This is a genomic window from Nonomuraea fuscirosea (genome assembly GCF_003001935.1).
Classification (GTDB): domain Bacteria; phylum Actinomycetota; class Actinomycetes; order Streptosporangiales; family Streptosporangiaceae; genus Nonomuraea; species Nonomuraea fuscirosea.
The window spans coordinates 296441-320569 of sequence record NZ_PVNG01000004.1 but is presented as its reverse complement, the minus strand read 5'-3'; the positions used below and the strand labels follow the sequence as shown (position 1 = coordinate 320569).

Here is a 24129-nt window from a genome sequence, read left to right as displayed (position 1 = left end):
CCCGAGCGTCGGCCGGCCCGGAAGTCGGCGGGCGCCGGAAGTCGGCCGGCGTCGCGCGTCAGCCGGCCAGGTAGGCGCGCACGGCCTCCTGGGCGACGTCGCGCAGGCGGGCGTGCACGAGCGCGTTCTCCTCCCGGTCCGTCCGCACCTCGACCACCCTCGGCCCCTCGCCCCGCATCGCCTTGGACAGGTCACTGAGATCGCCCACCAGCGTGTACGGGGTCCCCGTGGCGGCCGCCACGTATCCGAGGTCCACCCCGTGCGGCGTGCCGAACACCCGCTCGAACGGGTCGCGCACCGCCGCCTGGGGCAGCAGCGAGAAGATGCCGCCCCCGTCGTTGTTGACCACGACGAGGCACAGGTCGGGCCGGGGCTCGCGGGGCCCGAGCACGAGCCCGTTCTGGTCGTGCAGGAACGACAGGTCGCCGATCAGCGCGTACGAGGGCCCGTTGTGCGCCAGCGCCGCCCCCATGGCGGTGGACACCAGCCCGTCGATGCCGGAGGCGCCCCTGTTGGCCATCAGCCGGATGCCGCGCCTGGGCCGCATCGCCTGGTCGAGGTCGCGGATCGGCATGGAGGAGCCGCAGAACAGCAGCGCCCCGTTGGGCAGCGCGTCGACCAGGTCCCTGGCCAGGCGCGGCTCGCTGGTGCCGGACAGGTCGAGCACCTCGTCCATGGCCGCGCGTACCGCGAGGTCGGCCTGCCGCCAGGCGTGCAGCCAGGTGTCGTCGCCGGAGGCGACGGGGATCTCCACGGCCTGCGCCACCTGCGTGGCCGACCGGGTCGGGTCGGGCCAGCGGTCGAGGTCCGGGGCCACCACGATGTGCTCGTCCGCTCGCTTCAGCCAGGACAGCAGCGGCCGGGAGAGCCCGGGACGGCCCAGCGTGACGACCACGTCGGGCCGGTGCGCGTCGGCGAACTCCGGTGTGCTGAGCAGGTAGTGGTAGGTGGAGATGGCGTGGTCGCCGTAGCGGCCGCCGCCGTTGGGCTCCGACAGCACCGGCCAGCCGGCCATCCCCGCCGCCGCGACGTAGCGGCGCACGTTGGCGGCGCCGTCGCCGACCACGAGCACGCCGCGCCTGGTGGGCGGGATGTGCAGGGCGATGGGCGGGGGCGCGACCCTGGCGCGCACCCACGGGCCGTTGGCGCCGCCGTCGAGCGGCTCGGACCAGGTGGTGTCGCCCTCGGGGATCAGCGGCTCCCTGAACGCCAGGTTGAGGTGGACCGGGCCGGGGTTGCCCGCGCCGGCGGCGCGCTGGTAGGCGCGGCAGGCCAGCGAGCGCCAGTAGGCGACCTGGCCAGGACGGTCCTCCGGCACGCCGACCTCGGCGAACCAGCGGGTCGCGCCGCCGTACAGCTTGATCTGGTCGATCGTCTGGTTGGCGCCGGTGCCGCGCAGCTCCGGCGGGCGGTCGGCGGTCAGGACCAGCAGCGGCACGCCCGACTCGCCCGCCTCGATGACGGCGGGGTGGAAGTTGGCGGCGGCGGTGCCGGAGGAGCAGATCAGCGCCACGGGCCGCTCGGAGCGCCGGGCCAGCCCGAGGGCCAGGAACGACGCCGAGCGCTCGTCGATCCGTACGTGCAGCCGCACCCGGGACTCGGCGTGCAGCGCGAGCGCCAGCGGGGCGGAGCGCGAGCCGGGAGCCAGCACCACGTCGGTCAGGCCGCAGCGCACCAGCTCATCGACCAGCACCGTGGCCAGCGCGGTAGCGGGGTTCAACGTGACGCCTCCTGCATCCGGCGAAGCCACTGGGGAGATTCAATCTCAAAAGCCGACAAAAGCCCATAATCCACGCTGGGACGCCGTACCGCCAGCCGCCCGTCCACCGGCACCAGCGAATCGTCCGCCACATCGCCCGACAGCAGCGCCATGGTGCCGAGCCCGCACGCGTACGGCAGCGACGGCAGCGCCGCGGCCAGCGCCAGCCCGGCCGCCAGGCCCACGGACGTCTCCACGGCGCTGGAGACCACCGCGGGCAGCCCGCACGCCTCCACCACCCGCAGCGCGGCCCGCACGCCGCCCAGCGGCTGCACCTTGACCACCGCGATGTCGGCCGCCTCGGCCGCCCTGACCCGCAGCGGGTCCTCGGCCCTGCGGATCGACTCGTCGGCCGCGATCGGCACGTCGCACGCCCGCCGCACCGCCGCCAGCTCCTCCAGCGTGGCGCACGGCTGCTCGGCGTATTCGAGGTCGAAACGGTCGAGCCGCTTGAGCCGGCGGACGGCCTCGTCGACCTCCCAGGCGCCGTTGACGTCGACCCGCAGCCGCCCCGACGGCCCGAGCGCGTCGCGCACGGCCTCGACCCTGGCCACGTCGTCGTCGAACGTCTGCCCCGGCTCGGCCACCTTGACCTTCGCCGTGCCGCAACCCGAGCGCCGCACGATGTCATGGGCCCGCTCGGGATCGACCGCGGGCACGGTCGCGTTGACCGGGACGCTGTCGCGCACCGGCTCCGGCCATCCCTCGAACGCCGCCTCGCGGGCGCACGCCAGCCAGCGGGCGCACTCGCGCGGGCCGTACTCGGGGAACGGGGAGAACTCCCCCCACCCCGCCGGGCCGTGCAGCAGCACCCCCTCCCTGACGGTCTGCCCGCGGAACCGCGTCCGCATCGGGATCCGGAAGACCACGGGGGAACGCGTCACGACCCTCCCTGCGCCACTGTCCGACCTGTCACCATTAACCTTACGAGCATGTGGAGGAACCCGTCGCATCCGGACCGTCCGCTGCATGCCATTGTGCAGCCTGCCGGGCCCGTCCTCTTCACGGCGATCCGCGACGCCCTCTCCGGCGACGGCCCCGCCGTCCTCCCGCTCTCCCCCGGCCACCATGAGCCCGCCCTGGACGCGCTGCGCCCCACCCACGTCGACGGCGTCCCCAACCCCGGCGGGGCGGGCGTTCCCGGCGACGTGGCCATCGTGATCGCCACCAGCGGCAGCACAGGACCGCCCAAGGGTGTGCAGCTCTCCGCCGCGGCGCTGCGCGCCTGCGCGGCGGCCTCGATCCGCCGGGTGGGCGCCGCGAAGGGCGACCGCTGGCTGTGCTGCCTGCCCGTCTCCCACGTCTCAGGGCTGCAGGTCCTGGTCCGCGCCCTGCTCTCGGAGAGCGAGCCGATCATCCATCCGGCGTTCGACCCGCACGCGGTGCTGGCCTCGGGCGCCCACCACGTCTCCCTCGTCCCCACCCAGCTGCACCGGCTGGTCGAGATGGGGGCGGACCTGTCGGTGTTCAGGACCATCGTGCTGGGCGGGGCGGCCCCGGGGCCGGGCCTGCTGGAGCGGGCCACCGCCCTCGGCGCCAGGGTCGTGACGACGTACGGGTCGAGCGAGACGTGCGGCGGCTGCGTGTACGACGGCCGGCCCCTTGACAATGTAGATCTCAAAATCGGCGCGGACGGCCTGATCAGGATCTCCGGCCCGGTGCTCTTCTCCGGCTACCGCTTCGCCGGCCCGCCCGCCCCGCTCGACGGTGGCTGGTTCGTCACCTCCGACCTCGGCGAGCTGCGCGACGGCCGCCTGCGCGTGCTCGGCCGGGCCGACGACGTCGTCAACACCGGCGGCGAGAAGGTGGTGGCCGGCGTCGTGACCGCCGTCCTGCGCGCCCACCCCGGGGTCGCCGACGCCGCCGTGATCGGCGTGCCCGACGCGGAATGGGGCGAGCGGGTCACCGCCGTCGTGGTCCCCACCGACCCCGACACACCCGTCACGCTTCAGCAATTGCGGGCATTCTGCCGCGATAGGCTCGCCCCCTACGCCGCCCCTCGCGACCTGCGGCTCGTCGAGCGGCTCCCCCTGCTGCCGAACGGCAAGACCGATTTGATGCGGCTTAGGGCAGGAACCTGACGAGTGGCCGATGCGTCATAGTGGGGAGAAGGAGGGAGCCTTCATGGACCAGACCCGCAAGCTGTGGGCATCCGCGGCCGTCGTCGGCGTCATCGTCGCCGGAGGCGCCTCAGTCGCGGCGGCCGCCTCGGCGGGAAAGCTCGACCAGGTCGCGAGGGAGACCCGAGCCGTGGTGGAGAAGGCGCCGTCCGGTGAGCCCCAGGAGCTGCTCGAAGGACCGGACGAGACCCCGGCCCCCGCGACCACCGATGGTTTCATCGTCTCCAGGGAGATCAACCCGGACCCGGAGAAGGTCCTCGAATACTGGACCGACCAGCGCATGGAGGACGCCGAGCCCATGCCGATGCCCGAGGCGCGGCCGGACGGGCACGGGTCGACGGAATAAAGTCCACCCCTGGGGCGGTTCGATACGTGGGCGATCCGCCCCTTTTTCGTCCCACTTAGGGTGCACGGGAACAAATGACGGCGTTTGGCGTTATTGATACTGGTGCGCCGTGCGGACGCGAACCCGCCCCACCACAACCTGCCTGATCGCTTCCACTCCGTACGGAGGAGGTGTCCTCATGCCCAGAACCGCCGTGGCGACCCCACCCGCTACTCTCGATCAGCTGATTGAACGAGGGCGAGCCCAGGGTCACCTTTCTCTGGCGGAGCTGCGTGACGCATTCGCGATGGCCGGCATCAGCCCCTCTGAAGGCCGCACGATCCTGCGCGAGCTGTCGGAGGCCGGTGTGAGCCTGGCCGCCGAGAACGAGCCGTCTCTCAGCACGACCGCCCCCAAGAAGAACGCCCAGAAGAAGACCGCTCCCGCCGGGAAGACCGCGCGGGCAAAGAGTACCCGCCGCAAGGGCTCCGAGGCAAAAACCGGAGCGGCGAACGGCGCGACCGACGCGGCGAAGGCGGTGACGGCGCCGGAGTCCAAGCCGGAGCACGAGGAAGACGTGCCGGACGACCTCGTCGTGAACGCAGCGGACGCCGAGATCGAGAACGAGCCGATCGACCTGGACGACACGCAGTCCGTCATGGGCGACTCGGTGCACACCTACCTCAAGTCCATCGGCCGCCGCACCCTGCTCACCGCCGCCCAGGAGGTCGAGCTGGCCAGGCGGATCGAGGCGGGCCTGTACGCCGAGTACAAGCTGGAGACCCAGCCCGACCTGTCGCCCGCCGCCCAGGCGGACCTCCACCTCGTCGTGGAGGACGGCCGGCAGGCCAAGGACCACATGCTGGAGGCCAACCTGCGCCTCGTGGTCTCCGTCGCCAAGAAGTACACCGACCGCGGCATGTCCCTGCTGGACGTCGTCCAGGAGGGCAACCTGGGGCTCATCAGGGCCGTGGAGAAGTTCGACTACACCAAGGGCTTCAAGTTCTCCACGTACGCCATGTGGTGGATCCGCCAGGCCATCCAGCGCGGCTTCGCCGACTCGGCCAGGACGATCCGGCTGCCCGTGCACGTGCTGGAGATGCTGTCCAAGCTGTCGCGCGTCGAGCGTGACATGCACCAGCGCCTGGGCCGTGAGCCCACGCCCGAGGAGCTGGCCGTCGAGCTGGACAAGACGCCGGACCAGATCGAGGAGCTGCTGCGCACGAGCCGTCAGCCGATCTCGCTGAACGCGACGATCGGCGAGGACGGGGAGACCACGATCGGCGACCTCATCGAGGACGTCGACTCCCCCGAGGCGTCGGAGATCGTCGACCGCCAGCTGCTGGGCGACCAGCTGCGGGGCGTGCTCGACAACCTCTCGCCGCGCGAGTCGAAGATCATGGCGCTGCGTTTCGGCCTGGTGGACGGCAAGCCGCACACCCTGGACGAGATCGGCAAGTATCTCGGCCTGACCAGGGAGCGCATCAGGCAGCTGGAGAAGGAGTCGCTGTCCAAGCTGCGCCACCCGAGCAACACCCGCCCGCTGCTCGACTGGGCCAGCTGAACGAGAGCCCCGGCACCGTCAAAGGGCGCCGGGGCTCATCGCACGGGGAACGCTCGCGTATCCGGACCGGCACGCCCAGGTCCGGACGGCTCGGCAGAACCAGCGGACCGGTGGCCGCGAGCGGGTTCGTCCCGGGTCAGGCGGTCGCGGGCAGCGGCCTCGGCACCCGGGGGATCCCCCACAGCCGGTTGTCCTCGCGCAGGGTGCGCAGCCGCTCGACCTCGGCCGTCCACATGGCCCCGGCCGGGGTGGCCTTGGCCTTGCGGCGGGCGATCCGGTCGTCGTAGGCCTTCACCCCGAACGTGGCCCGCTGCCCGGCCTCGGCCGCCCGCAGCGCCTCGGTGAGCGCCGCGTCGAAGGCCCGGCCGGCCGCCAGCAACTCGATCTCGTCGGCCCCGGAGGCGCGCAGCTCACGCAGGACCTGCTCGGCCTGCCTGGCCTTCTCGATGAACTCGGGGAAGCTCTTGGAGATCTCCAGGTCCGCGTGGTAGCGGACCTCTGCCTCCCGGCTCACCCGCGGACGGAAAAACGCCATCGGCCCTGCCCCTTAAAGCTGTCGTGTACTGGTGCGACGACCAAGGGTACGCCGTCGCGCGACACGGGCGGAAATCGCCCTGGCGCGACCGCCTTTACATAGTAAGATGATCTCCATGCCCGCCAAGAGACCACCCGTTCCCCTCTCCCGCGAGCGCATCATCGAGGCCGCACTCCACATCGCCGACAGCCAGGGCCTGCGCCGCCTGACCATGCGCCGCCTGGGCGACGCCCTGGAGGTGGAGGCGATGGCCATCTACCACCACCTGCCCCGCGGCAAGGAGGCGCTGATGGACGCCCTGGCCGAGCACGTCACCACCGTCCACGTCGAGCGCGGCCCCACCTGGCAGGAGACGGCCAGGGCGTGGTGCCGGGCGGGCAGGGAGCTGCTGCGCGAGCATCCGGGCGTGCTGGCGCTGGCGCTGACCAAGCCGCCGAAGGGAGCGACCGCCGTGGCCATCAGGGAGCAGACCGAGCAGCTCGCCGAGGGCGGTCTGGGCGACGCCCCCGAGGCCGTGCGGTCGCTGCGGGCGTTCGTGTTCGGCAGCGTGGCCGTCGAGGTCCAGCAGTCCGGCTGGGCCGACCCGGAGGTTGATGAATGGGTCAGGAGGGACGAAAGAGCCGATATGGACTTCGAGCGCGGACTCGACGCTCTGCTCAAGGGATTGCAAACGTGATGCGCGTGTCGCGCTTGGCCCGTTATCCTGCATAAGGCACGCTGTGTCGAAGGTCACACGACCCGGGGATCCTCCTGTAACAGTCCGAACGGACTATGTCGGAACACGTGACATACATCGCACACTTGCCAGAACAGAACAACCCGAGCCGGCTCCCGACCCTCCAGCACGGGAGCGACCCACGAGATATCGGAGGCACGCCGATGTGCCCGCACGACCCGGCCTGTCCGGATGCCGAGGCGCCTGACCGCGAGGCGGCACGCACCCTGGCCTGCCACCCCGAACAGGGGTGGAGCCTGCTCTGCAACGGCGTCGTCCTGTTCGAGGACACCGGGGAGCTGCTTCCCAGTGGCACCGCCATCGCCCCGCACCGGCCCGCGGTCGGCGCGGCCTGACGCCTCCCGGCGCGGCCCGCACCTGACGCCCGCCGCCAGGCCCTGGGCCCGCGCGCGGCCGCTCACCTCCGGCCGGAGCCACGCCTACGCGTAGCGGACGATCCACTCCGCGACGACCTCGCCCACCCGGGCGGGGTCACGTCTCAGCTCGTGCCCCTCCCCCGGCAGCACCACCAGGCGCGCGGCGTCCCCCGCGTCGGGAACGCCGAACGGATCGCGGTCCCCGTTCACCACCAGCACGTCCACGCCGGCGCCGCGCAGCTCGCCGGCCCTCGACCGCTCCGGCTTCCCCGGCGGATGCAGCGGGAAGGCCAGCGCCACCACCGCCGCGGCGCCGACCGCCTTCGCCGTACGGCAGGCCACGCGGGCCCCGTTGCTCCGCCCGCCCTGCACGACCGGCAGCCCCGGCCGGGCCGCCCGCAGCTCGTCCAGGACGATCTCCCACGCCTCGTCCTGCCGCTCGGCCGGACCGGGCGCCCGCGCCCCCGCCACCCGGAACGCCTGCGTCACCCTGGCCACGCTCACCCCGGCCGCCACGGCGGCGTCGCGCACGGCCAGCAGGTCGGGGGCCTCCACCGTCCCGGCGGAGCCGTGGGTCAGCACCAGCAGCAGCCGGGCGTCCGCGACCTCGTCCACCTGGACCAGCGCCGGCCCTCTCGGGGTCATCACCTGCATGGCAGCACGGTACCTGGGGAGGATCGCGCCCTAGACCTCAAGGCTGATGACGGCGCGGCGCGGGACGGGAGATGATGTCGTCCATGTCAGACAAACGCCTCAGGGACGACCTGCGGGCCACGCTGGAGGCGCGCCGCGATCTCGGCCCCGACTACGAGCCGGCGCTCATCGACTCGTTCATGGAACGCCTCGACGCCACGATCGCCGCGCGCGTCCGGGCCGAGCTCGACCACCACGGCGTCGCGCCGCGCAAGAAGACCGGCCAGGGGACGCCGCTGGTGCCGATCGCGCTGGGCTCGCTGGGCATCGGGGTTCCGCTCACGGCCATCGCGGGCACCACGGGAGGCACGTTCGGGCTGCTGGTCGCGTGGGCGGCGATCGTGCTGGTCAACGTGGCGGCCGCGGTGGCGTTCATGCGCCGCCCCTGACCCCTCCGCCGTCAGGCGTCGCGCTGGTAGCGGAGACGGACCTCGGCCGCCAGCGTCTCGTCCTCGTGTTCGAGCCCGTACGTCCACACCCGCCCCGCGTCGTCGTCGCGCCCCCGCAGCGGCAGGGTGCGGGCGAGCAGCTCGATGGCCAGCGCGCCGGTACGCGGGTCGGCGCCGCCCTCGACGCTCTCGGCGAACTCGGCGCAGGCCAGCTCCAGATGCGCGATGCCGAGCTGGACCCGCAGGCCGGGCACCTCGTCGGCGGGGGCGAACTCCAGCGCCTCCAGCAGCACCTCGGCCGCCGGCCCCGGCTCCCCGTGCTCCAGCATCAGCTCGGCCAGCCGCTGCGCCGCGTGCGCGCCCATCTTGTCGTCGCCCGAGGCCACGCCCGCGCGCACGGCGGCGCGCAGCTCGTCGCCGGCCTCCTCCAGGTGGCCCGCCTCGACCGCCAGCCGGGCCAGCGCGAGATGGGCCAGCGGCACGTACGCGGCCGTGCCGACCCCGAGGACGGCCTGCCAGGCGGCCCTGGCCTGGTCGGCCCGGCCCTCCCGCTCGAAGCCCTGGGCCAGGTGACAGGCCGCCTGGGCGGCGTATTCGGGGTGCCCGGTGGCCAGGGCGGTCCTGGCGGCGGCCCTGGCCCGCTCGACGTCGCCGCGCTGCTCCAGCACCACGGCCAGGCCCACGGCGGCCTGCGCCCGGTCGGGCTCCTCCGGGTCGGCGGCGAGCCGGCTCAGGATGTCGGCCGCGGCGTCGAGGTCACCCTCCTCGGCCAGGCGGCGGGCGGTGTCGAGGGGCGGTGTCTCCAGCTCTGAGGACGTCAAGAGAGCTCCTTGGGGCGACGGTCGCACCGAAGCCTAACGACTTCTGACGATCATGTCTGCTCACTTGACGCGGAAGGACTGGCACCGGGGTGACAGTCCTCCCACCCCGGACGGCTCAGTCCTCGTACGCCTCCAGCGGAGGGCAGGAGCACACCAGGTTGCGGTCGCCGTAGGCCTGGTCGATGCGGCGCACCGGCACCCAGTACTTGCCCTCGCGCAGCGACGGCAGCGGGTAGGCGGCCTCGCCGCGCCCGTACGGGTGCGGCCACTCGTCGGCGCTGACGGACTCGGCCGTGTGCGGCGCGTTCCGCAGCGGGTTGTCGGTCCTGTCGTAGTCGCCCGAGGCCACCTTGGCGATCTCGGCCCTGATCGCGGCCATGGCGTCGGCGAACCGGTCGAGCTCGGCGAGGTCCTCGCTCTCGGTCGGCTCGATCATGAGGGTCCCGGCGACGGGGAACGACATGGTCGGGGCGTGGAAGCCGTAGTCGATGAGCCGCTTGGCCACGTCGTCGACGGTGACGCCGGTCTCCTTGGTGATCTGGCGCAGGTCGATGATGCACTCGTGGGCGACCAGGCCGCCGCGGCCGGTGTAGAGCACCGGGTAGTGCGGGGCCAGCCGCCTGGCCAGGTAGTTCGCCGACAGGATGGCCTGCTCGGTGGCCGCGGTGAGGCCGTCGGCGCCCATCATCCTGACGTACGCCCACGAGATCGGCAGGATGCCGGCCGAGCCGTACGGGGCCGCCGAGACGGGGCCGACCGCGGTGCCGTCGTGCAGCGGGTGGCCGGGCAGATAGGAGGCCAGGTGGGCGCGGACCGCGACCGGGCCGACGCCGGGGCCGCCGCCGCCGTGCGGGATGCAGAAGGTCTTGTGCAGGTTGAGATGGGACACGTCGGCCCCGAACTCGCCCGGCTTGGCCAGGCCGACTAGGGCGTTGAGGTTGGCGCCGTCCACGTACACCTGGCCGCCGGCCTCGTGCACCTTGGCGCAGACCTCGGTGATGCTCTCCTCGTACACGCCGTGCGTGGACGGGTACGTCACCATGATCGCCGCCAGCGCGTCACGGTGCTTGCCGATCTTGGCGTCGAGGTCGGCCAGGTCGATGTTGCCGTCGTCGTCGCAGGCCACGACGACGACCCGCATGCCGGCCATGACGGCGCTGGCGGCGTTGGTGCCGTGGGCCGAGGACGGGATGAGGCAGACGTCGCGCTCGCCCTGGCCCTGGTCGCGGTGGTAGGCGCGGATGGCCAGCAGCCCGGCGAACTCGCCCTGCGAGCCGGCGTTCGGCTGGAGGGAGACGGCGTCGTAGCCGGTCACCTCGGCCAGCCAGCCCTCCAGCGTGCCGATCAGCTCGCGGTAGCCCTCGGTCTGCCCGTCGGGCGCGTACGGGTGGATCGCGGCGAACTCGGGCCAGGTGATCGGCTCCATCTCGGTGGTCGCGTTCAGCTTCATCGTGCAGGAGCCGAGCGGGATCATGGAGCGGTCGAGCGCGATGTCCTTGTCCTGCAGCCTGCGCAGGTAACGCAGCATCGCGGTCTCGGAGCGGTGGGCGTGGAAGACCGGGTGGGTCAGGTACGCGCTCTCGCGCAGGAGCTCGCCCGGCAGCGCGTCCGCGGCGTTCTCCGGGTCCGCCCCGCCCGCCTCGGGCAGCCCGAAGGCGCCCCAGACGGCGGCCACCTCGGCGGCGCCGGTCTTCTCGTCGCAGGCGACGGAGACGTGGTCGTCGTCCACTCGCCAGAGGTTGACGCCCCGCTCGGCGGCGGCGGCCACGACCTCGGCGGCCCGGCCGGGCACGCGGGCCAGCACGGTGTCGAAGAACTCCTGGTGCACGATCTCCACACCGCCCTCGCGCAGCCCGGCGGCCAGCGCGCCGGCGTACCGGTGGACGCGGTGGGCGATGCGGCGCAGGCCCTCGGGGCCGTGGTAGACGGCGTACATGCCGGCGATGACGGCGAGCAGGACCTGGGCGGTGCAGATGTTGCTGGTGGCCTTCTCGCGGCGGATGTGCTGCTCGCGGGTCTGCAGGGCCAGGCGGTAGGCGGGGTCGCCGTCGGCGTCCACCGACACGCCCACCAGGCGGCCGGGGAGCTGGCGCTGCAGCCCCTCGCGTACGGACATGTAGGCGGCGTGCGGCCCGCCGAAGCCGAACGGCACTCCGAAGCGCTGCGAGGAGCCGATGGCGATGTCGGCGCCCAGCTCGCCGGGGGCGGCGATCAGCGTGAGGGCCAGCAGGTCGGCGGCGGCCACGACCAGCGCGCCGGCCTCGTGGGCGGCGGCGGCCACGGCGCGGAAGGCGCGCAGCCGGCCCGAGGCGCCGGGGTACTGCACGAGCACGCCGAAGCATTCGGGCAGCTCGCCGTCGAGCGGGTGCTCCACCAGCGTGATGCCGAGCGGCTCGGCCCTGGTGGCCAGCACGGCCTTGGTCTGCGGCAGCGCGTCGGCGTCCACCACGAACACGGCGCTCTTGGACTTGCCCGCCCGGCGGGCCAGCGTCATGGCCTCGGCGGCGGCGGTGGCCTCGTCCAGCAGGGACGCGCCGGAGACGGGCAGGCCGGTGAGGTCGGAGACGACGGTCTGGAAGTTCAGCAGCGCCTCCAGGCGCCCCTGCGAGATCTCCGGCTGGTACGGGGTGTAGGCGGTGTACCAGCCCGGGTTCTCCAGCAGGTTGCGGCGGATGACGGCGGGCGTGACGGTGTCGTAGTAGCCCAGGCCGATCATCGAGGTGAGCACGCGGTTGCGCCCGGCCAGGGCGCGCAGCTCGGCGATGGCCTCGGCCTCGCCGATCGCGGCGGGCAGCTTGAGCCGGTCCTTGACCCTGATGGACTCGGGCACGGCCACCGCCACCAGATCCGCCACGGACTCGAAGCCCACGGCTTCGAGCATGCGCTGCTGCTCGGACTCCGACGGGCCGATGTGCCTGGACGAGAACGGCGGAGCTGACAGATCGGTCATGGATGTGCCTCCCGAGGCTGTGGAGACCGGCGCCAGGGCGCGGGCGAGTGCCGGATCTCCCCCTCTGTCAGCGCGGCCGCACGACGTACGTGCTACCGCGACCTGAGAGCTTCACCCCCGGTGGGGCTTGCACCGTCGGTGAGGCGCGCCTGGCGGGAGCGCCTGCTTTCCAGAGTCGCCTCGCCCGAGCGGTACAGGATGCCTGAGAGATTCCGGGGAGGGTTGCTCCTTCGGCGCCCCGGCGCCTTGTAGCGGCCCGGGGACTCTCCCGCACGGGGTCGTCAGCCTTGCTGTCCCAGATTACTACGCTACGCCCCATTAGCCGGTCATCGGCCCGCCGCGTGCGGGTTCCCCCGGGTGAATCGGCGCTCTCACGCTCTGGGGATCAGCGCTCCCAGGCGGGTGTTCCCGGGGATCGACGTCCCCTGGGTGGTCGCGGGACCGGCGCTTGTGGCGCTCTCCCGGAACCTGGTCTTCTTCTTCGGCATCCCGGCCCTCGTGGAGCCGGGTGCTCTCAGCCGGTGCGGCGGGCGCGTCGCCTGCGGGCCAGCTCGTCAGCGGGATGGTCGGCCGGGACGGTGTCCTCGACCGCCGCGCGTTCCCCCGGCAGCTCCGCGAGGGAGCCCTCGACCTCACGCCAGACCCGGCCGAGCGCGATGCCGAACACGCCCTGGCCGCCCTGGAGCAGGTCGATCACCTCGTCGGCCGAGGTGCACTCGTAGACGCTGACGCCGTCGCTCATGAGCGTGATCTGCGCGAGGTCACCGACCCCGCGGTCACGCAGGTGCTGCACGGCCGTACGGATCTGCTGCAGCGACACTCCGGTGTCGAGCAGCCGCTTGACGACCTTGAGCACCAGGATGTCGCGGAAACTGTAGAGCCGCTGGGAGCCCGAGCCCTGCGCGGCTCTTATCGTGGGCTCCACCAGCCCCGTGCGCGCCCAGTAGTCGAGCTGCCTGTAGGTGATGCCGGCCGCCGCACAGGCCGTCGGCCCGCGGTATCCGATGTCACCTGGCAGCGTCCTGGGTTGCTGGTCGAAGAGCAGACCCTGCTCTCCGGCACGCTGCCGCGCGCTCTCGCGCCGTACCGGATCTTCCTGGCCGGCCGTCTTTCCCTCGCCGCTGCTGACCGCCACGCGGACCTCCGGCTTTCTCTCATCCCGTGGCCTGATCTGGGGGTTCGTAAAAGGCGACCACGGGTTTCACTTGCACCGTAGGACCGTGACCATGCGCAGTCAACGATCCGGCTCGGCGCGTCGTGAAGCGTAAATGCACTGAAATACCTACCCCGCCCTGCCGAAGTCTTCGGGAGTGATCGTGTCAAGGAACTCCCTGAACTTCTCCACCTCGTCCTCCTGGTCGTCCGGGATGATGACCCCGGCTTCCTGGACGACCTCCTCGCTGGCGAAGATGCGGGCCCCGGTGCGCAGCGCGAGCGCGATCGAGTCGGACGGCCGCGCGCTCACCTCCACGCCGTTGGAGAAGACCAGGTCGGCGAAGAAGATGCCGTCACGCAGGGCGACGATGTTGACCGCGCGCAGCCCCACGCCGAGCGCGCTCAGCACGTCTCTGAACAGGTCGTGGGTGAGAGGCCGCGGCGGCGGCTCCTCCGCCTGGGCCAGCGCGATGGCGGTGGCCTCGGTCATGCCGATCCAGATCGGAAGAAACCGCTCCCCGTGTGCCTCCTTGAGCAAGACGATCGGCTGATTAGTGGGCATTTCAACGCGAACGCCCACGACCTCCATCTGCAACACGGGCTGCTCCGTATTCCTGACCGGTGACCCGGCACAGCTCTTCGGTCATCACTTCTGCTGACATGGCTTCTTCAATTCAACGTAACACCCAGCGGGCCTCGAATGTGCCCGCGCCTCCCAGCTCGCGACGGTCTCAACGACCGAGGACCGAGCGGACACCCGTGCGCACAAGGGATGCGTGCAGGTCGAGCAGCAGGGCGGTCAATTCCCTGGCCACCTCGTCGGCCTCGCCGATGGCGCCGGGGGCGCGCCGCTTGAGTATCGGGGCGACGGTCTGCTCGACGAGCCCGGCCTCGCGCTCGGCCGCGGCCCTGACCGCCCGCAGGTGGCGGGCGTGCAGGCCGAAGCGGGACAGGGCGCCGACGGCGCGGGCCACCTTGAGCGCCTCCTCGTCGTAGCGCCTGGCCACGGGCACGAGCAGGCCGTAGTCCTCCAGCTCGGCGAGGGTCTCCTCGTCGATCTCGGCGGCCTCGAGCAGCTCGGCCCGGTCGAGCCTGACCTCCTGGGCCTGCCGGACCTCGCGCGGCCGGCCGAAGCTCTCGGCCATCCGGTCCTTGATCACCCGCAGCGGGAGGTAGTGGTCGCGCTGCTCGGTGAGGATGAAGCGCAGCTGCTCGACGTGGAGGTGGGTGAACTTGCGATAGCCGGAGGGGCTGCGCTCCGGCTCGATCAGCCCCTCGCCCTCCAGAAACCTGATCTTGGAGATGGTGACATCGGGGAACTCGCCCTGCAGGAGCGCGAGCACCTCCCCGATGCTCATGTGCGACCGTGCCGCCTGAGAACTCACGCGACCGCCTCCCGTGGCCGCGGGCGTGCGGAGGCCGTGTCCATGGGTCGCTCGCTCCGCCCGCTCATGCCCCGGCGTTGCCTCGCATCAGGAAGACGAGGCGGAACTTGCCGATCTGCACCTCGTCTCCGGAGTGCAGGGGGACCTCCTCGATCCGCTCCCTGTTGACGTAGGTGCCGTTGAGGCTGCCCACGTCGCGCACGGAGAACTGGCCGCCGCGGTGGCGGTAGAACTCGACGTGGCGGCGGGAGACGGTGATGTCGTCGAGGAAGATGTCGCTCTCCGGATGACGCCCCGTGGTGGTCAGCTCCTTGTCCAGCCGGAACCGGCTGCCCTGGTTGGGGCCCCTGGTGACGGTGAGCAACGCCGTGCCGGGCGGCAGCTGTTCGACCAGCGCCCGCTCGGCCAGGAGCATGTCGCCTGTCTCAGCCTCGTACGCCTCTATTCCCGCGACGGAGATCGTCGACGTGGTGTCCCCGGAGACCTCGGGCCTGGTCAGCGGTGACCCACAGCGGGAACAGAAACGGGCATCCTCGGGGTTGGCGTGCCCGCACTGCGTGCAGTAGACGCTCGGCATCGATCGGCTCGGCCTCCTACCGCGAAGACGCGGCGACGGTGCTCTGGGGCGCGCCTCGCTTCGCTATTTCAAGTTTGCGAATGCCGCAACTTACGCTGATCAGCGGCAAAGGTCAAGGCGGGGCGCTGCACGTTGGTTCGGACGCAGACAAAGTTACCGCCGCCCCCGCCCCGTGGTCCATGCCGCCGCGCGTTTCTACATTACGATCTTGCGGCGCTCTCCGCGCACATCATCGGTAAAGCCTTTCCGATCACGTTCCGTGACCGGGCCGCCCCGCCGCCTGTTCGACGATGCGCGCCCAGCGTTCGAGCAGCGCCTGGGCGCCGTCCACGTCGCCGGCCTCCGCCCAGAGGTCGGTGACGGGCTCGGCCGCGGCGGGCAGCACCAGCACCCAGCTCCCGTCGTCGTGCGCCACGCGCACGCCGTCGGTGGTGTCGACGCGGTGGCCGTCGGGCTCGGCCTCGGCCGCCTCCATGACCGAGCGCATGACGGCGCCCTTGGCCGCCCACGGCGTGGGGATCGTCCGCCGCAGCAGCTTCACCTCGGGGATCCGCGCGTCGATCTGGCTGAGCGAGAGCCGGGTGCGGGCCACCAGCCCGAGCAGGCGCATGAACGCGGCCAGCCCGTCGATGGCGGGGCTGAACTCGGGCACCACGAAGCCGCCGCGCCCGTCGGCGGCGAAGATCATGTCGGGGCCGGCGGCGGCGGAGGTCAGGGCGTCGAGCGCGGTGGAGGTCCACTGCACCTGGACGCCGTGGAAGCGGCACACCTGCTCGGCGACCCTGGTCGTGGTGACCGGCAGCGCCACCTGGCCGCCCCTGCGCTCGGCCGCCACCAGGTCGAGCACGACGAGCAGGGCGCGTTCCTCGTCGATGAGCTGGCCCTGCTCGTCCACCAGGGCGATGCGCTCGCCGACCGGGTCGAAACGCACGCCGAACGCCGCCCGGGAGGAGCTGACCAGCTCGGACAGGCGCTGCAGGTCGCGGCGGCGCCCGGCCAGCGTCTCGGTGGGCGAGACGTCGTCCAGGCGGGCGTTGACGGTGAGCACCTCGACGCCCACCCGGCCGAGCAGCGTCGGCAGCACCAGCGAGGAGGTGCCGCCCGCGCAGTCCACGACCACCTTCATGTCCTTGACGCCGCCCACGCCGACGTGGCGCAGCAGCTCGTGGGTGTAGTCCTCGACGGCCCTGGCCGGATAGGTGAGCTCGGCGATCTCGCCGGGGAAGGCGCGGCGGAACTCCTGGCGGGAGAAGACCCGCTCCAGCTTGCGCTGGGCCGCCGGCGGCAGGTCGGCGCCGCGGTCGTCCATGATGACGATGTCCACGCTCTGCGGGTCGCCCGGGGTGGTGCGCAGCGCGATGCCGCCGCCGGCCGACTCGCGGGCGGTGTGGAAGCGGGCCACGGGCAGCGGGGCCGCCTCCAGGTCGAGCACGTTGATGGCCCCGGCGGTGAGGGCGCCGATGACGGCGCGCTTGAGCGCCCTGGCGGCCAGCGAGCAGTCGCGGGAGGTGACGACGTGCTCGCCCTTCTTCAGGGTGGTGGCGTACGCGCTGGCCAGGCGGACGCACAGTTCGGCGGTGATCTCGACGTTGACCAGGCCGCTGACGCCTCTGGGGCCGAACAGGTTGCGCTGGCCGCGCGACTCCCAGATGACGCTGGTGTTGACGACCGCGCCGGCCTCGATGGTCTTGAACGGGTACACCTTGACGCCACTGGAGACGTACGCCTCGGCCTCGATGACGCATTCGTCGCCGACGACCGCGTTCTCCTCGATGCGGGCGCCGGCCATCACGTCGGTGCTCTTGCCGATGACGCAGCCGCGCAGGTGGGCGCCGGGGCCGAGGTAGACGTTGTCGTGGACGACCGCCCGGTGCAGGAAGGCGCCCTCGCGGACGACGGCGTTGTTGCCCAGCACGGTGTACTCGCGCAGCTCCGCCCCGGCCTCGACCTTGGCGTACGCGCCGATCAGCAGCGGGCCCTTGAGCACGGCGTCGGGGTCCACCGAGGCGGAGTCGGCCACCCAGACGCCGGGGGACAGCTCGAACCCGGCGATGTCGAGCTGGACCTTGCCCGACAGGGCGTCCGCCTGGGCCTTGAGGTAGCTCTCGTGGGTGCCGACGTCCTCCCAGTAGCCGTCGGCCACGTAGCCGTAGATGGGGGCGCCGCGCTCCAGGAGGGCGGGGAAGACGTCCGAGGACCAGTCGACGGGCTCGCCGGGCGCCACGGCGTCGAGAACCTCGGGCTCCATGACGTAGATGCCGGTGTTGACGGTGTCGGAGAAGACCTGGCCCCAGGTGGGCTTCTCCAGGAAGCGCTGGACGCGGCCTTCCTCGTCCACGATGATGATGCCGAATTCGAGGGGGTTCGGGACCCTTTTCAGGCCGATCGTCACTAATGCCTGGTTTTCCCGGTGGAATCGCACCATGTCCGATAAATCGATATCCGTCAGGGCGTCGCCGGAGATCACCAGGAATCGGTCGTCGCGCAGGCGGTCGGCGGCGTTCTTGACGCTGCCGGCGGTGCCGAGGGGGAGGTCCTCGGTGGCGTACTGGAGGCTCATGCCGAGCTCGTCGCCGTCGCCGAAGTAGTTGCGCACGAGGGCGGCCAGGAACTGCAGCGTCACCACCGTCTCGGTGACGCCGTGCCGCTTGAGCAGGCGCAGCACGTGTTCCATGATCGGGCGGTTGGCCACGGGGAGCAGGGGTTTGGGCTGGTTGGCGGTCATCGGGCGCAGCCTCGTGCCCTCCCCGCCCGCCATGACGACCGCCCTCACCCGATCACCCCTTCTTGGCCTCGGCTACCAGCCGCCGCACCTGTATCCCGTACAGCACCCCCGCCCACCAGTACAGGCCCGTGCCCCAGAGCGCGAAGGCCCACCCGACAATGCGCGCCATCTCGGCATACCACCCAGTGTGGGAGGCGAGGAAGAGCAGAGGGAAGGCGTACATGAGGTTGAACATGGCCGCCTTGCCCAGGAAATGCACTTGAAGTGCCTTGTAACCGTGTTTGCGAAGTACGGGAAAGAAACTCGCGACGAAGAGTTCGCGCGCGAGGATGACGATCACCAGCCACCACGGGATCACGTCGCGCAGCAGCAGGGCGAGGATGGTGGCGAAGACGTAGAGCTTGTCCGCGGCCGGGTCGATGATCCGGCCGAGCCTGCTGATCTGGTTGAACGCGCGGGCGATCTTTCCGTCGAGCCAGTCGGTGAACCCGGCCACCGCGAGGATCCCGATGGCCCATCCGTCCGCCTTGGGCCCGAGAACCAGCCAGAGGAACACGGGGACGCCGAGGAGGCGCAGGAAGCTCAGCAGGTTAGGAACCGTCCAGATCCGGTCCTCGGCGGAAGTTTCGCTCACGCAGGAGACCCTACTGCGTGGAACTCCGACACAGCGGCCCCGCTCGTGCCCGGTCTCTCCGGCCTGACCGGCTCCTGGCCACGCGGACGTACCGGTTCAGAGGAGAACCGGGTGGCCGGATGTGGCCAGGTGGTCAGTGCCGGCCGGGGGTCAGGCGCGGAGGAAGGCGTGGGTGCGGCCGACGGTTTCGAACCCGAGGCGGGTGTAGAAGTGGCGGGGCCAGTCGTCGGCGTCGGCCACCAGGAAGATCAGCTCGGCGTCGGCCACCTCGGCCAGCAGCGCGTTCATCAGGGTGCGCGCGTATCCCTTGCCTCGGTACGCCTCGGCGGTGAGGACGCTCTCGATCTGGGCGACCCCGCCGTGGACGTACAGGTCGGCCCTGGCGGCGATCTCGCCGTCGGGAGCGCGGACGCCGCGGAAACCGACCGTGTCGGCACCCCGCGGCCGTACCTCCACTCGCCGGGCGAGCGCGTCGATCGTCTCGTCGGACGCCTCGGGCAGCGACTCCCGCCAGTCGCGCCGCGACACCGCCACCACCTCCTCCAGCCCGAGCATCTCAACCACCGCAAGCCCCACCGGGGAGGCCGCCGGAGAAGCGATCTGGGACGCCTCCTGGGGCGCGGCCCGGGATGCCGGCGAGGGTGGGGCGGTGGGGATCGGGCCGCGGAAGACCATGACGAGGTTGGTCTCGTGTTCGTAGCCGGCGGCGGCGAAGGCGGGGACGCAGGCGGTGCCGAGCCGGTCGTCGTCGATGCAGACCAGCCGGTGGGCGCGCGTCGCCAGCGTCTCGTCGGCCGCGGCCATCAGCAGCTCGGCGGCCTGCTCCGGGACGTCGCCAGGGGCTGGGCGGACGATGAGCCCGTTGTCGTCGGAAGCCTCCCGGGCAAAGAGCCTGTCGTCGCCGGGCGTCTCCCTGAGGATGCGCCCGTCATCGTCGGGGGTCTCGCGGATGATGAGTTTGTTGTCGTCGTATGAGCCGGGGTAGCGGTCGTCCAGGACGGCGAATCCGCCCGGAACCGGTCGCCGTACGGGTGCCTTGCGGTGGGCGAAGGCGTGCAGGAAGGCGATGGCGCGCGCGAGGTCGCCGATCGCGGTGCCCTGGGTGAGGACGGGGTCTCTGGTGAGCTCATCCATGCGTTCGCCGTACCGCTCGCAGGAAGTCTTCGATCAGGCCGGAGTCCTTCACGCCCGGCGCGGTCTCCACGCCGCTGGAGACGTCGACGCCCCAGGGGCGCGCGGCCGAGATCGCCTCCCCCACGTTGGCCGGGGCGAGGCCGCCTGCCAGCATCCAGTGCCCGGAGGGGCGGCCGCGGACGGCCGCCCAGTCCCACGGCAGGCCGGAGCCCGCCTGAGGGGCGTCGACGATGAGCAGGTCTTCGTCGTAGGCGCCGCAGCGCAGGTCGGCCTGGGCGTCCACGGCCCTGACCAGGCGGGCGCCGAGGTCTTTCAGCGCGGTGAAGTCGCCGTGGGGGTGGTTGCCGTGCAGCTGGACGGCCCGTACGCCGGAGGTCAGCGCGGCGGCCCTGACCGTCTCGGGGTCCTCGCCGCGGAACACGCCGACGGTCAGCACATGACCGGGGACGAGGGCGGCCAGCTCCGCCGCGCGCTCCGGCGAGACGCGGCGGGGGCTGCGGGTCATGACGAACCCGATGGCGTCGGCGCCGGCTCGTACGGCGGTGGCCACGTGCTCGGGCTCGCTCAGTCCGCAGATCTTCACATACACGTCTCCGACTTTAGCGGCGGCGGGCCGCCGCCGAAGACCATGACCGGACCAGTGGGGCGACGATGAGCCCGAACAGGATCACCCCCGGTGGGCAGGTGCGCCCCCAGCCACAGCCAGGTGAAGTGCTGGGCGATCCCGACGGCGAACAGCGCCACGCCGGCCAGCCCCGCGCCCCGGCCGCCAGAGGAGGACGGCCGGCATGGCGATCAGTGGTCCTTCCGCTGGTGTGACGGGTGAAGGACCACATGATGCGTATGAGGGCCGCGTCAGGTCGCCGAGCCGCCTCTGGGCTGGCGTACGGGGCGGAAGGCGGCGTCCACCAGGCCGGTGCGGTGGGCGACGACGGCGGCCTGGATGCGGTTGCGCAGGCCCAGCTTGTCCATGGCGGCGGCGATGTGGGTCTTGACCGTGGTGACCCCGACGTGCAGCTCCTCGGCGATCTCGGCGTTGGACAGGCCGGTGCCGACCAGGGCGAGGACCTCCAGCTCGCGCTCGGTCAGCCCGGGCGGCGCGGAAGGGGCGGCGGCCTGCTCCTCGGCGGCCAGGAAGCGCTCGACGACCCGGCGCAGCACGGAGGGCGCGAGCAGCTGCTCACCGGCCGCCGCCCGGCGTACGGCGTCGACCATGCGCTCGGGGTCGTCGTCCTTGACCAGGAAGCCGACCGCGCCGGCGCGCAGGGCCGCGTAGACGTTGCCGTCCTCGGCGAACGTGGTCAGCACCACGACCCTGGTCCCCGGCCGGGCCGCGAGCACCCGTTTGATGGCTTCGAGCCCGTCCACCCTGGGCATGCGCAGGTCCATCAGGATGACGTCGGGCAGGTGGCGCTCGGACAGGCGGACGGCCTCGGCGCCGTCCTCGGCCTCGGCCACCACCTCCATGTCCCCCGTGGCCTGCAGCAGCATGCGCACGCCCGCGCGGACGAGCGCCTGGTCGTCGGCCACCAGCACGCGGATCACGCCGCGTTCCCCTGGGACAGGCGGGTGGGCAGGTGGGCGGCCAGCAGCCAGCCGCCCTCGCCGTCGGGTCCGGCGCTGAGGGTGCCGCCGACGGTGCGCACCCGCTCGCGCATGCCGGCCAGGCCGCGCCCGGAGGAGGGCAGCCGCTCGATCGCCGTCGGCGGCCGGCCGTTGCGGATCTCGACGTCGAGTCCTTCTTCCGCGGGGGACACGGTTACGCGGACCCGGGTGCCGGGGCCTGCGTGTTTGAGCACGTTGGTCAGTCCTTCCTGGACGATGCGGGCCGCGGAGGTGCGGGCGATGAGCGGGGCCTGGTCGGTCGCCGGGTCGAGGTCGAGGTCCACGAGCAGGCCCGCGGCGGCCATGCGCTCGGCGGACTCGCGTACGACGTCGGCGGGGTTGGCCAGCAGGTCGGGCTGCCGGTCGGGGTCGCGCAGCAGGTCGAGCAGGTCGCGCAGGTCCTGCAGCACCTGATGGCCGGTCTCGCGGATGTCGTCGAGCGCGTCGGCGACGGGGCCGTCGGGCGCGGTGTAGCGGGCGGCGCTGGCCCGCAGCACCATCGCGCCGACGTGGTGGGCCACGATGTCGTGCACGTCGCGGGCGATGCGCTCGCGCTCGGCTAGCTGGTCGGCGCGCACCTGCGCGACGGCGGCGCGGGCGGCCTCCTCGGCGCGCAGCCGTTCGGAGGCGACCGCGGCGCGGCGCATGCCCAGGTAGCGGCCGATCGCGATGGGCGTGGCGACGAGCGTCATCAGGACGCCGATGCGGAACCCGGTGATCTCGGCGTCGTCGCCGATGACGGCGATGGAGCTCAGCAGGCAACCGGTCAGGTACGCGGCCAGGGTCCAGGCCCAGGACACCACGCGCATGGCGAACACTCCGATGGCGATGAGCGTGAGGATCAGGCAGGTGTTGACGGTGTCGTTGAGGTAGATGTCGGCCGAGACGAGCAGCACGCCCTGCAGCGTGAAGACCAGGCCGGGCAGCCGCCTGGCGATGCCCAGCGACAGCCCGCCCACGACGGCCAGCAGCCCCACCACCCAGACCGGCTGGGTGCCGGAGTGCCAGCTGGTCCAGGTGCTGAGCACGGTGATCGCGACGCCGCCGGCGGCCAGCAGCGCGTCCGGGGTGACGTCGCTCTCGTCGAGGCGCTCGGCCGTGCTGCGCAGGTACGCGCCCAGGACGGCGGGGAAGACGGGCAGCAGCACGGAGTACATCCACATGTTGCCGGTGAGGGCGACACCCGGGTCGGCGATGTTGAAGGCGGTGGCGAAGATCGAGCCGATCACGGCCACGGCGGTGGCGCGCACCCGGGCGCTGTATCCCGCCACGCCCAGCGCCACGCAGACGAGGATCTGCGCCGTGTTGGAGGTGAAGGAGCCGAGCTGGTCGGTGACGGCCAGGACGACGGCCAGGTAGAGGGAGACGGCCACGGGGCGGTGGCGGACCAGCCCCATGGGCAGGCCGACGAGCAGCGCCATGGGGAGGTTCATCTCCGCGGGCAGATATTCGGTGTCGCCCGCGTTCGCCGTGGTCAGCAGGTCGAGACCCACTCCAGAGGCCGCGAGCAGGACATCAAGCGGCACACCGCGCCAACGCATGGACACACCGTATAGGCCCCGTGTGAGCTGCTGATCCTCCGCGCGGAGGACACCGCCTCCTCCAAGTGGCCGCAGCTCCGCCCGGAGGGGGGAGCGTTCATGGCCGAGCGTGGCCTAGGTTCGGGTCATGTCCAACGACACCGCACTCTTCCTCGGCCAGTTCCTGCGCTCCCCCGCCACCGTCGGCGCGCTCGCGCCCAGTTCGCGGTGGCTGGCGTCGGCCGTCTGCGCGCCGATCCCCGAGCGGGGCGAGCCGATCGTGGTGGAACTCGGGCCCGGTACGGGCTCGTTCACGGTGGAGATCCAGCAGCGGCTGGGTGGGCGGGGCCACCATCTGGCCGTGGAGCTCAACGAGGCGATGGCCACGGTGCTTTCCGAGCGCTTCCCCACGGTGGACGTGGTCAACGACGACGCCTCCCGGCTGTGTGAGCTGCTCGGCGAGCGCGGGCTGCGCCGGGCGGACGTGGTGGTGAGCGGGCTGCCGTGGGCGGCCTTTCCCCAGGGGTTGCAGCACGAGTTGCTGAGTGCGGTGACGGATGCGATGAGCCCTGGGGCGGCTTTCACCACGTTCTCCTACATTCACGCCGTTCCGCTGAGTTCGGCGCGGCGCTTCCGTGCGTTGCTGGGCGAGCGGTTCGAGGAGGTCGTGCAGGGGCGTACGGTGTGGCGCAACACCCCGCCGGCCTTCGTCTTCCACGCCCGCCGCCCCCGCTGACCAGCCCCGCTGACCAGCCCCGCCGGGACGGCCGGGCGGGGCCGGCACGGAACGGCCGGCCGCCCGATCGGCGCCTGGATCGGGCGGGCCGCGCCAGTTGACCGGGGAGCTCCTGCTCAACCCCTCGTGGCGCGGACGCTCGGACCGCCCCGCGGCTCTGAACCGGCGCTCAGGCCGGATCGCCCGCCCTGTCGCGGCGGGCGCGTGTGCTGGCGACCTCCTCCCCCGTAGTCCCGCGGACCACCGGCAACCGCACCAGCCGCCAGTAGGCGCCGGCTCCGTCCGCCCGGGCTGCGTTCTCGGCCTCGGCGGACGGGGCCTCGGCCTCCCGATGCCGGAGCCTCGGCAGGTCCACCCCCCTGTGGTCCTTCATGGGCTCCCGCTACCCGGGGTCCGGGCAAGCACACCCG

The 24129-nt window shown here is 72.2% G+C and carries 24 protein-coding genes and 1 riboswitch; of the genes, 7 read left to right on the top strand and 17 right to left on the bottom strand.

Annotation, left to right across the window (positions count from 1 at the left end):
• Positions 1 to 58 precede the first annotated feature (58 nt).
• Complete coding sequence (gene menD / locus B0I32_RS11550) at positions 59 to 1720, bottom strand: 2-succinyl-5-enolpyruvyl-6-hydroxy-3-cyclohexene-1-carboxylic-acid synthase (protein ID WP_106237641.1); 1662 nt, start codon at positions 1718 to 1720, stop codon at positions 59 to 61.
• On the bottom strand, positions 1717 to 2610 hold the full coding sequence (locus B0I32_RS11545; protein ID WP_245955785.1) for an o-succinylbenzoate synthase: 894 nt from the start codon (positions 2608 to 2610) through the stop codon (positions 1717 to 1719). The genes menD and B0I32_RS11545 overlap by 4 nt, the downstream gene beginning before the upstream one ends.
• Positions 2611 to 2691: 81 nt before the next feature.
• On the opposite strand from B0I32_RS11545, the gene B0I32_RS11540 reads away from it, so the two are divergent.
• From B0I32_RS11540 to B0I32_RS11530, 3 genes are all read left to right on the top strand, one after another.
• Positions 2692 to 3840: an AMP-binding protein gene (locus B0I32_RS11540; RefSeq protein ID WP_106237636.1), complete on the top strand. Its 1149-nt coding sequence runs from the start codon at positions 2692 to 2694 to the stop codon at positions 3838 to 3840.
• 43 nt (positions 3841 to 3883) lie between these two features.
• Entirely contained in the window at positions 3884 to 4225 is a 342-nt protein-coding gene (locus tag B0I32_RS11535) for a hypothetical protein (protein ID WP_106237634.1), read from the top strand.
• A 178-nt stretch (positions 4226 to 4403) separates the two neighbouring features.
• Positions 4404 to 5768 carry an RNA polymerase sigma factor gene (locus tag B0I32_RS11530; RefSeq protein WP_106237632.1) on the top strand — a complete coding sequence of 455 codons (1365 nt, stop codon included), beginning with the start codon at positions 4404 to 4406 and terminating at the stop codon, positions 5766 to 5768.
• 136 nt (positions 5769 to 5904) lie between these two features.
• Here B0I32_RS11530 and B0I32_RS11525 read toward each other — a convergent pair whose 3' ends face one another.
• Entirely contained in the window at positions 5905 to 6303 is a 399-nt protein-coding gene (locus B0I32_RS11525) for a hypothetical protein (protein ID WP_106237630.1), read from the bottom strand.
• A 115-nt stretch (positions 6304 to 6418) separates the two neighbouring features.
• Between B0I32_RS11525 and B0I32_RS11520 the strand changes: the two genes are divergently transcribed.
• Entirely contained in the window at positions 6419 to 6979 is a 561-nt protein-coding gene (locus B0I32_RS11520; protein WP_181307270.1) for a TetR/AcrR family transcriptional regulator C-terminal domain-containing protein, read from the top strand.
• Positions 6980 to 7182: 203 nt separating this feature from the next.
• Positions 7183 to 7374 carry a DUF5999 family protein gene (locus tag B0I32_RS11515; protein WP_106237625.1) on the top strand — a complete coding sequence of 64 codons (192 nt, stop codon included), beginning with the start codon at positions 7183 to 7185 and terminating at the stop codon, positions 7372 to 7374.
• Positions 7375 to 7458: 84 nt separating this feature from the next.
• Here B0I32_RS11515 and B0I32_RS11510 read toward each other — a convergent pair whose 3' ends face one another.
• Positions 7459 to 8049 (bottom strand): alpha/beta hydrolase family protein, encoded by a 591-nt coding sequence (locus B0I32_RS11510; protein ID WP_106237623.1) that lies wholly within the window; start codon positions 8047 to 8049, stop codon positions 7459 to 7461.
• Between the two features lie 83 nt (positions 8050 to 8132).
• Between B0I32_RS11510 and B0I32_RS11505 the strand changes: the two genes are divergently transcribed.
• The gene (locus B0I32_RS11505) at positions 8133 to 8477 is read left to right on the top strand and encodes a hypothetical protein (RefSeq protein WP_219911733.1); all 345 of its coding nucleotides are present in this window, start codon (positions 8133 to 8135) and stop codon (positions 8475 to 8477) included.
• 11 nt (positions 8478 to 8488) lie between these two features.
• On the opposite strand, the gene B0I32_RS11500 is transcribed toward B0I32_RS11505, so the two are convergent.
• From B0I32_RS11500 to B0I32_RS11445, 12 genes are all read right to left on the bottom strand, one after another.
• Positions 8489 to 9298 (bottom strand): tetratricopeptide repeat protein, encoded by an 810-nt coding sequence (locus B0I32_RS11500; RefSeq protein WP_106237619.1) that lies wholly within the window; start codon positions 9296 to 9298, stop codon positions 8489 to 8491.
• 115 nt (positions 9299 to 9413) lie between these two features.
• On the bottom strand, positions 9414 to 12248 hold the full coding sequence (gcvP, locus tag B0I32_RS11495; RefSeq protein ID WP_106237617.1) for an aminomethyl-transferring glycine dehydrogenase: 2835 nt from the start codon (positions 12246 to 12248) through the stop codon (positions 9414 to 9416).
• 179 nt (positions 12249 to 12427) lie between these two features.
• Positions 12428 to 12529: riboswitch (glycine riboswitch) on the bottom strand.
• Between the two features lie 233 nt (positions 12530 to 12762).
• Complete coding sequence (locus B0I32_RS11490; protein ID WP_106237615.1) at positions 12763 to 13383, bottom strand: MerR family transcriptional regulator; 621 nt, start codon at positions 13381 to 13383, stop codon at positions 12763 to 12765.
• A 147-nt stretch (positions 13384 to 13530) separates the two neighbouring features.
• Complete coding sequence (locus B0I32_RS11485) at positions 13531 to 14001, bottom strand: bifunctional nuclease family protein (protein ID WP_090771501.1); 471 nt, start codon at positions 13999 to 14001, stop codon at positions 13531 to 13533.
• 133 nt (positions 14002 to 14134) lie between these two features.
• The gene (gene ftsR / locus B0I32_RS11480) at positions 14135 to 14761 is read right to left on the bottom strand and encodes a transcriptional regulator FtsR (protein WP_106237612.1); all 627 of its coding nucleotides are present in this window, start codon (positions 14759 to 14761) and stop codon (positions 14135 to 14137) included.
• Between the two features lie 91 nt (positions 14762 to 14852).
• Positions 14853 to 15365 (bottom strand): double zinc ribbon and FHA domain-containing protein, encoded by a 513-nt coding sequence (locus B0I32_RS11475; RefSeq protein ID WP_106237610.1) that lies wholly within the window; start codon positions 15363 to 15365, stop codon positions 14853 to 14855.
• A 250-nt stretch (positions 15366 to 15615) separates the two neighbouring features.
• Positions 15616 to 18138 carry a mannose-1-phosphate guanyltransferase gene (locus tag B0I32_RS11470; RefSeq protein ID WP_106237608.1) on the bottom strand — a complete coding sequence of 841 codons (2523 nt, stop codon included), beginning with the start codon at positions 18136 to 18138 and terminating at the stop codon, positions 15616 to 15618.
• A gap of 4 nt (positions 18139 to 18142) precedes the next feature.
• Positions 18143 to 18724, bottom strand: a complete 582-nt coding sequence (gene clsA / locus B0I32_RS11465; protein ID WP_106237605.1) for a cardiolipin synthase ClsA — start codon at positions 18722 to 18724, stop codon at positions 18143 to 18145.
• Between the two features lie 150 nt (positions 18725 to 18874).
• Positions 18875 to 19858 (bottom strand): GNAT family N-acetyltransferase, encoded by a 984-nt coding sequence (locus B0I32_RS11460; protein ID WP_106237602.1) that lies wholly within the window; start codon positions 19856 to 19858, stop codon positions 18875 to 18877.
• Positions 19851 to 20447: a phosphoribosylanthranilate isomerase gene (locus B0I32_RS11455; protein ID WP_106237599.1), complete on the bottom strand. Its 597-nt coding sequence runs from the start codon at positions 20445 to 20447 to the stop codon at positions 19851 to 19853. Before B0I32_RS11455 ends, B0I32_RS11460 begins: the two co-directional genes overlap by 8 nt.
• Before the next feature lie 266 nt (positions 20448 to 20713).
• A complete protein-coding gene (locus tag B0I32_RS11450) occupies positions 20714 to 21403 on the bottom strand; it encodes a response regulator (RefSeq protein ID WP_106237598.1) in 690 nt (229 codons plus the stop codon).
• The gene (locus B0I32_RS11445) at positions 21400 to 23004 is read right to left on the bottom strand and encodes a sensor histidine kinase (RefSeq protein WP_245955764.1); all 1605 of its coding nucleotides are present in this window, start codon (positions 23002 to 23004) and stop codon (positions 21400 to 21402) included. Before B0I32_RS11445 ends, B0I32_RS11450 begins: the two co-directional genes overlap by 4 nt.
• A 127-nt stretch (positions 23005 to 23131) precedes the next feature.
• Between B0I32_RS11445 and B0I32_RS11440 the strand changes: the two genes are divergently transcribed.
• Positions 23132 to 23719 carry a class I SAM-dependent methyltransferase gene (locus B0I32_RS11440; RefSeq protein ID WP_106237595.1) on the top strand — a complete coding sequence of 196 codons (588 nt, stop codon included), beginning with the start codon at positions 23132 to 23134 and terminating at the stop codon, positions 23717 to 23719.
• A gap of 169 nt (positions 23720 to 23888) precedes the next feature.
• On the opposite strand, the gene B0I32_RS11435 is transcribed toward B0I32_RS11440, so the two are convergent.
• Positions 23889 to 24092 (bottom strand): hypothetical protein, encoded by a 204-nt coding sequence (locus B0I32_RS11435; RefSeq protein WP_146178125.1) that lies wholly within the window; start codon positions 24090 to 24092, stop codon positions 23889 to 23891.
• Positions 24093 to 24129 lie beyond the last annotated feature (37 nt).

Coding starts and splice junctions, on each gene's coding strand:
- B0I32_RS11545 (WP_245955785.1), bottom strand. CDS start 2,610: ATGCGGACGCGGTTCCGCGGGCAGACCGTCAGGGAGGGGGTGCTGCTG.
- B0I32_RS11540 (WP_106237636.1), top strand. CDS start 2,692: ATGTGGAGGAACCCGTCGCATCCGGACCGTCCGCTGCATGCCATTGTG.
- B0I32_RS11535 (WP_106237634.1), top strand. CDS start 3,884: ATGGACCAGACCCGCAAGCTGTGGGCATCCGCGGCCGTCGTCGGCGTC.
- B0I32_RS11530 (WP_106237632.1), top strand. CDS start 4,404: ATGCCCAGAACCGCCGTGGCGACCCCACCCGCTACTCTCGATCAGCTG.
- B0I32_RS11525 (WP_106237630.1), bottom strand. CDS start 6,303: ATGGCGTTTTTCCGTCCGCGGGTGAGCCGGGAGGCAGAGGTCCGCTAC.
- B0I32_RS11520 (WP_181307270.1), top strand. CDS start 6,419: ATGCCCGCCAAGAGACCACCCGTTCCCCTCTCCCGCGAGCGCATCATC.
- B0I32_RS11515 (WP_106237625.1), top strand. CDS start 7,183: ATGTGCCCGCACGACCCGGCCTGTCCGGATGCCGAGGCGCCTGACCGC.
- B0I32_RS11510 (WP_106237623.1), bottom strand. CDS start 8,049: ATGCAGGTGATGACCCCGAGAGGGCCGGCGCTGGTCCAGGTGGACGAG.
- B0I32_RS11505 (WP_219911733.1), top strand. CDS start 8,133: ATGTCAGACAAACGCCTCAGGGACGACCTGCGGGCCACGCTGGAGGCG.
- gcvP (WP_106237617.1), bottom strand. CDS start 12,248: ATGACCGATCTGTCAGCTCCGCCGTTCTCGTCCAGGCACATCGGCCCG.
- ftsR (WP_106237612.1), bottom strand. CDS start 14,761: ATGAGCATCGGGGAGGTGCTCGCGCTCCTGCAGGGCGAGTTCCCCGAT.
- B0I32_RS11475 (WP_106237610.1), bottom strand. CDS start 15,365: ATGCCGAGCGTCTACTGCACGCAGTGCGGGCACGCCAACCCCGAGGAT.
- B0I32_RS11460 (WP_106237602.1), bottom strand. CDS start 19,858: ATGGATGAGCTCACCAGAGACCCCGTCCTCACCCAGGGCACCGCGATC.
- B0I32_RS11445 (WP_245955764.1), bottom strand. CDS start 23,004: ATGCGTTGGCGCGGTGTGCCGCTTGATGTCCTGCTCGCGGCCTCTGGA.
- B0I32_RS11440 (WP_106237595.1), top strand. CDS start 23,132: ATGTCCAACGACACCGCACTCTTCCTCGGCCAGTTCCTGCGCTCCCCC.
- B0I32_RS11435 (WP_146178125.1), bottom strand. CDS start 24,092: ATGAAGGACCACAGGGGGGTGGACCTGCCGAGGCTCCGGCATCGGGAG.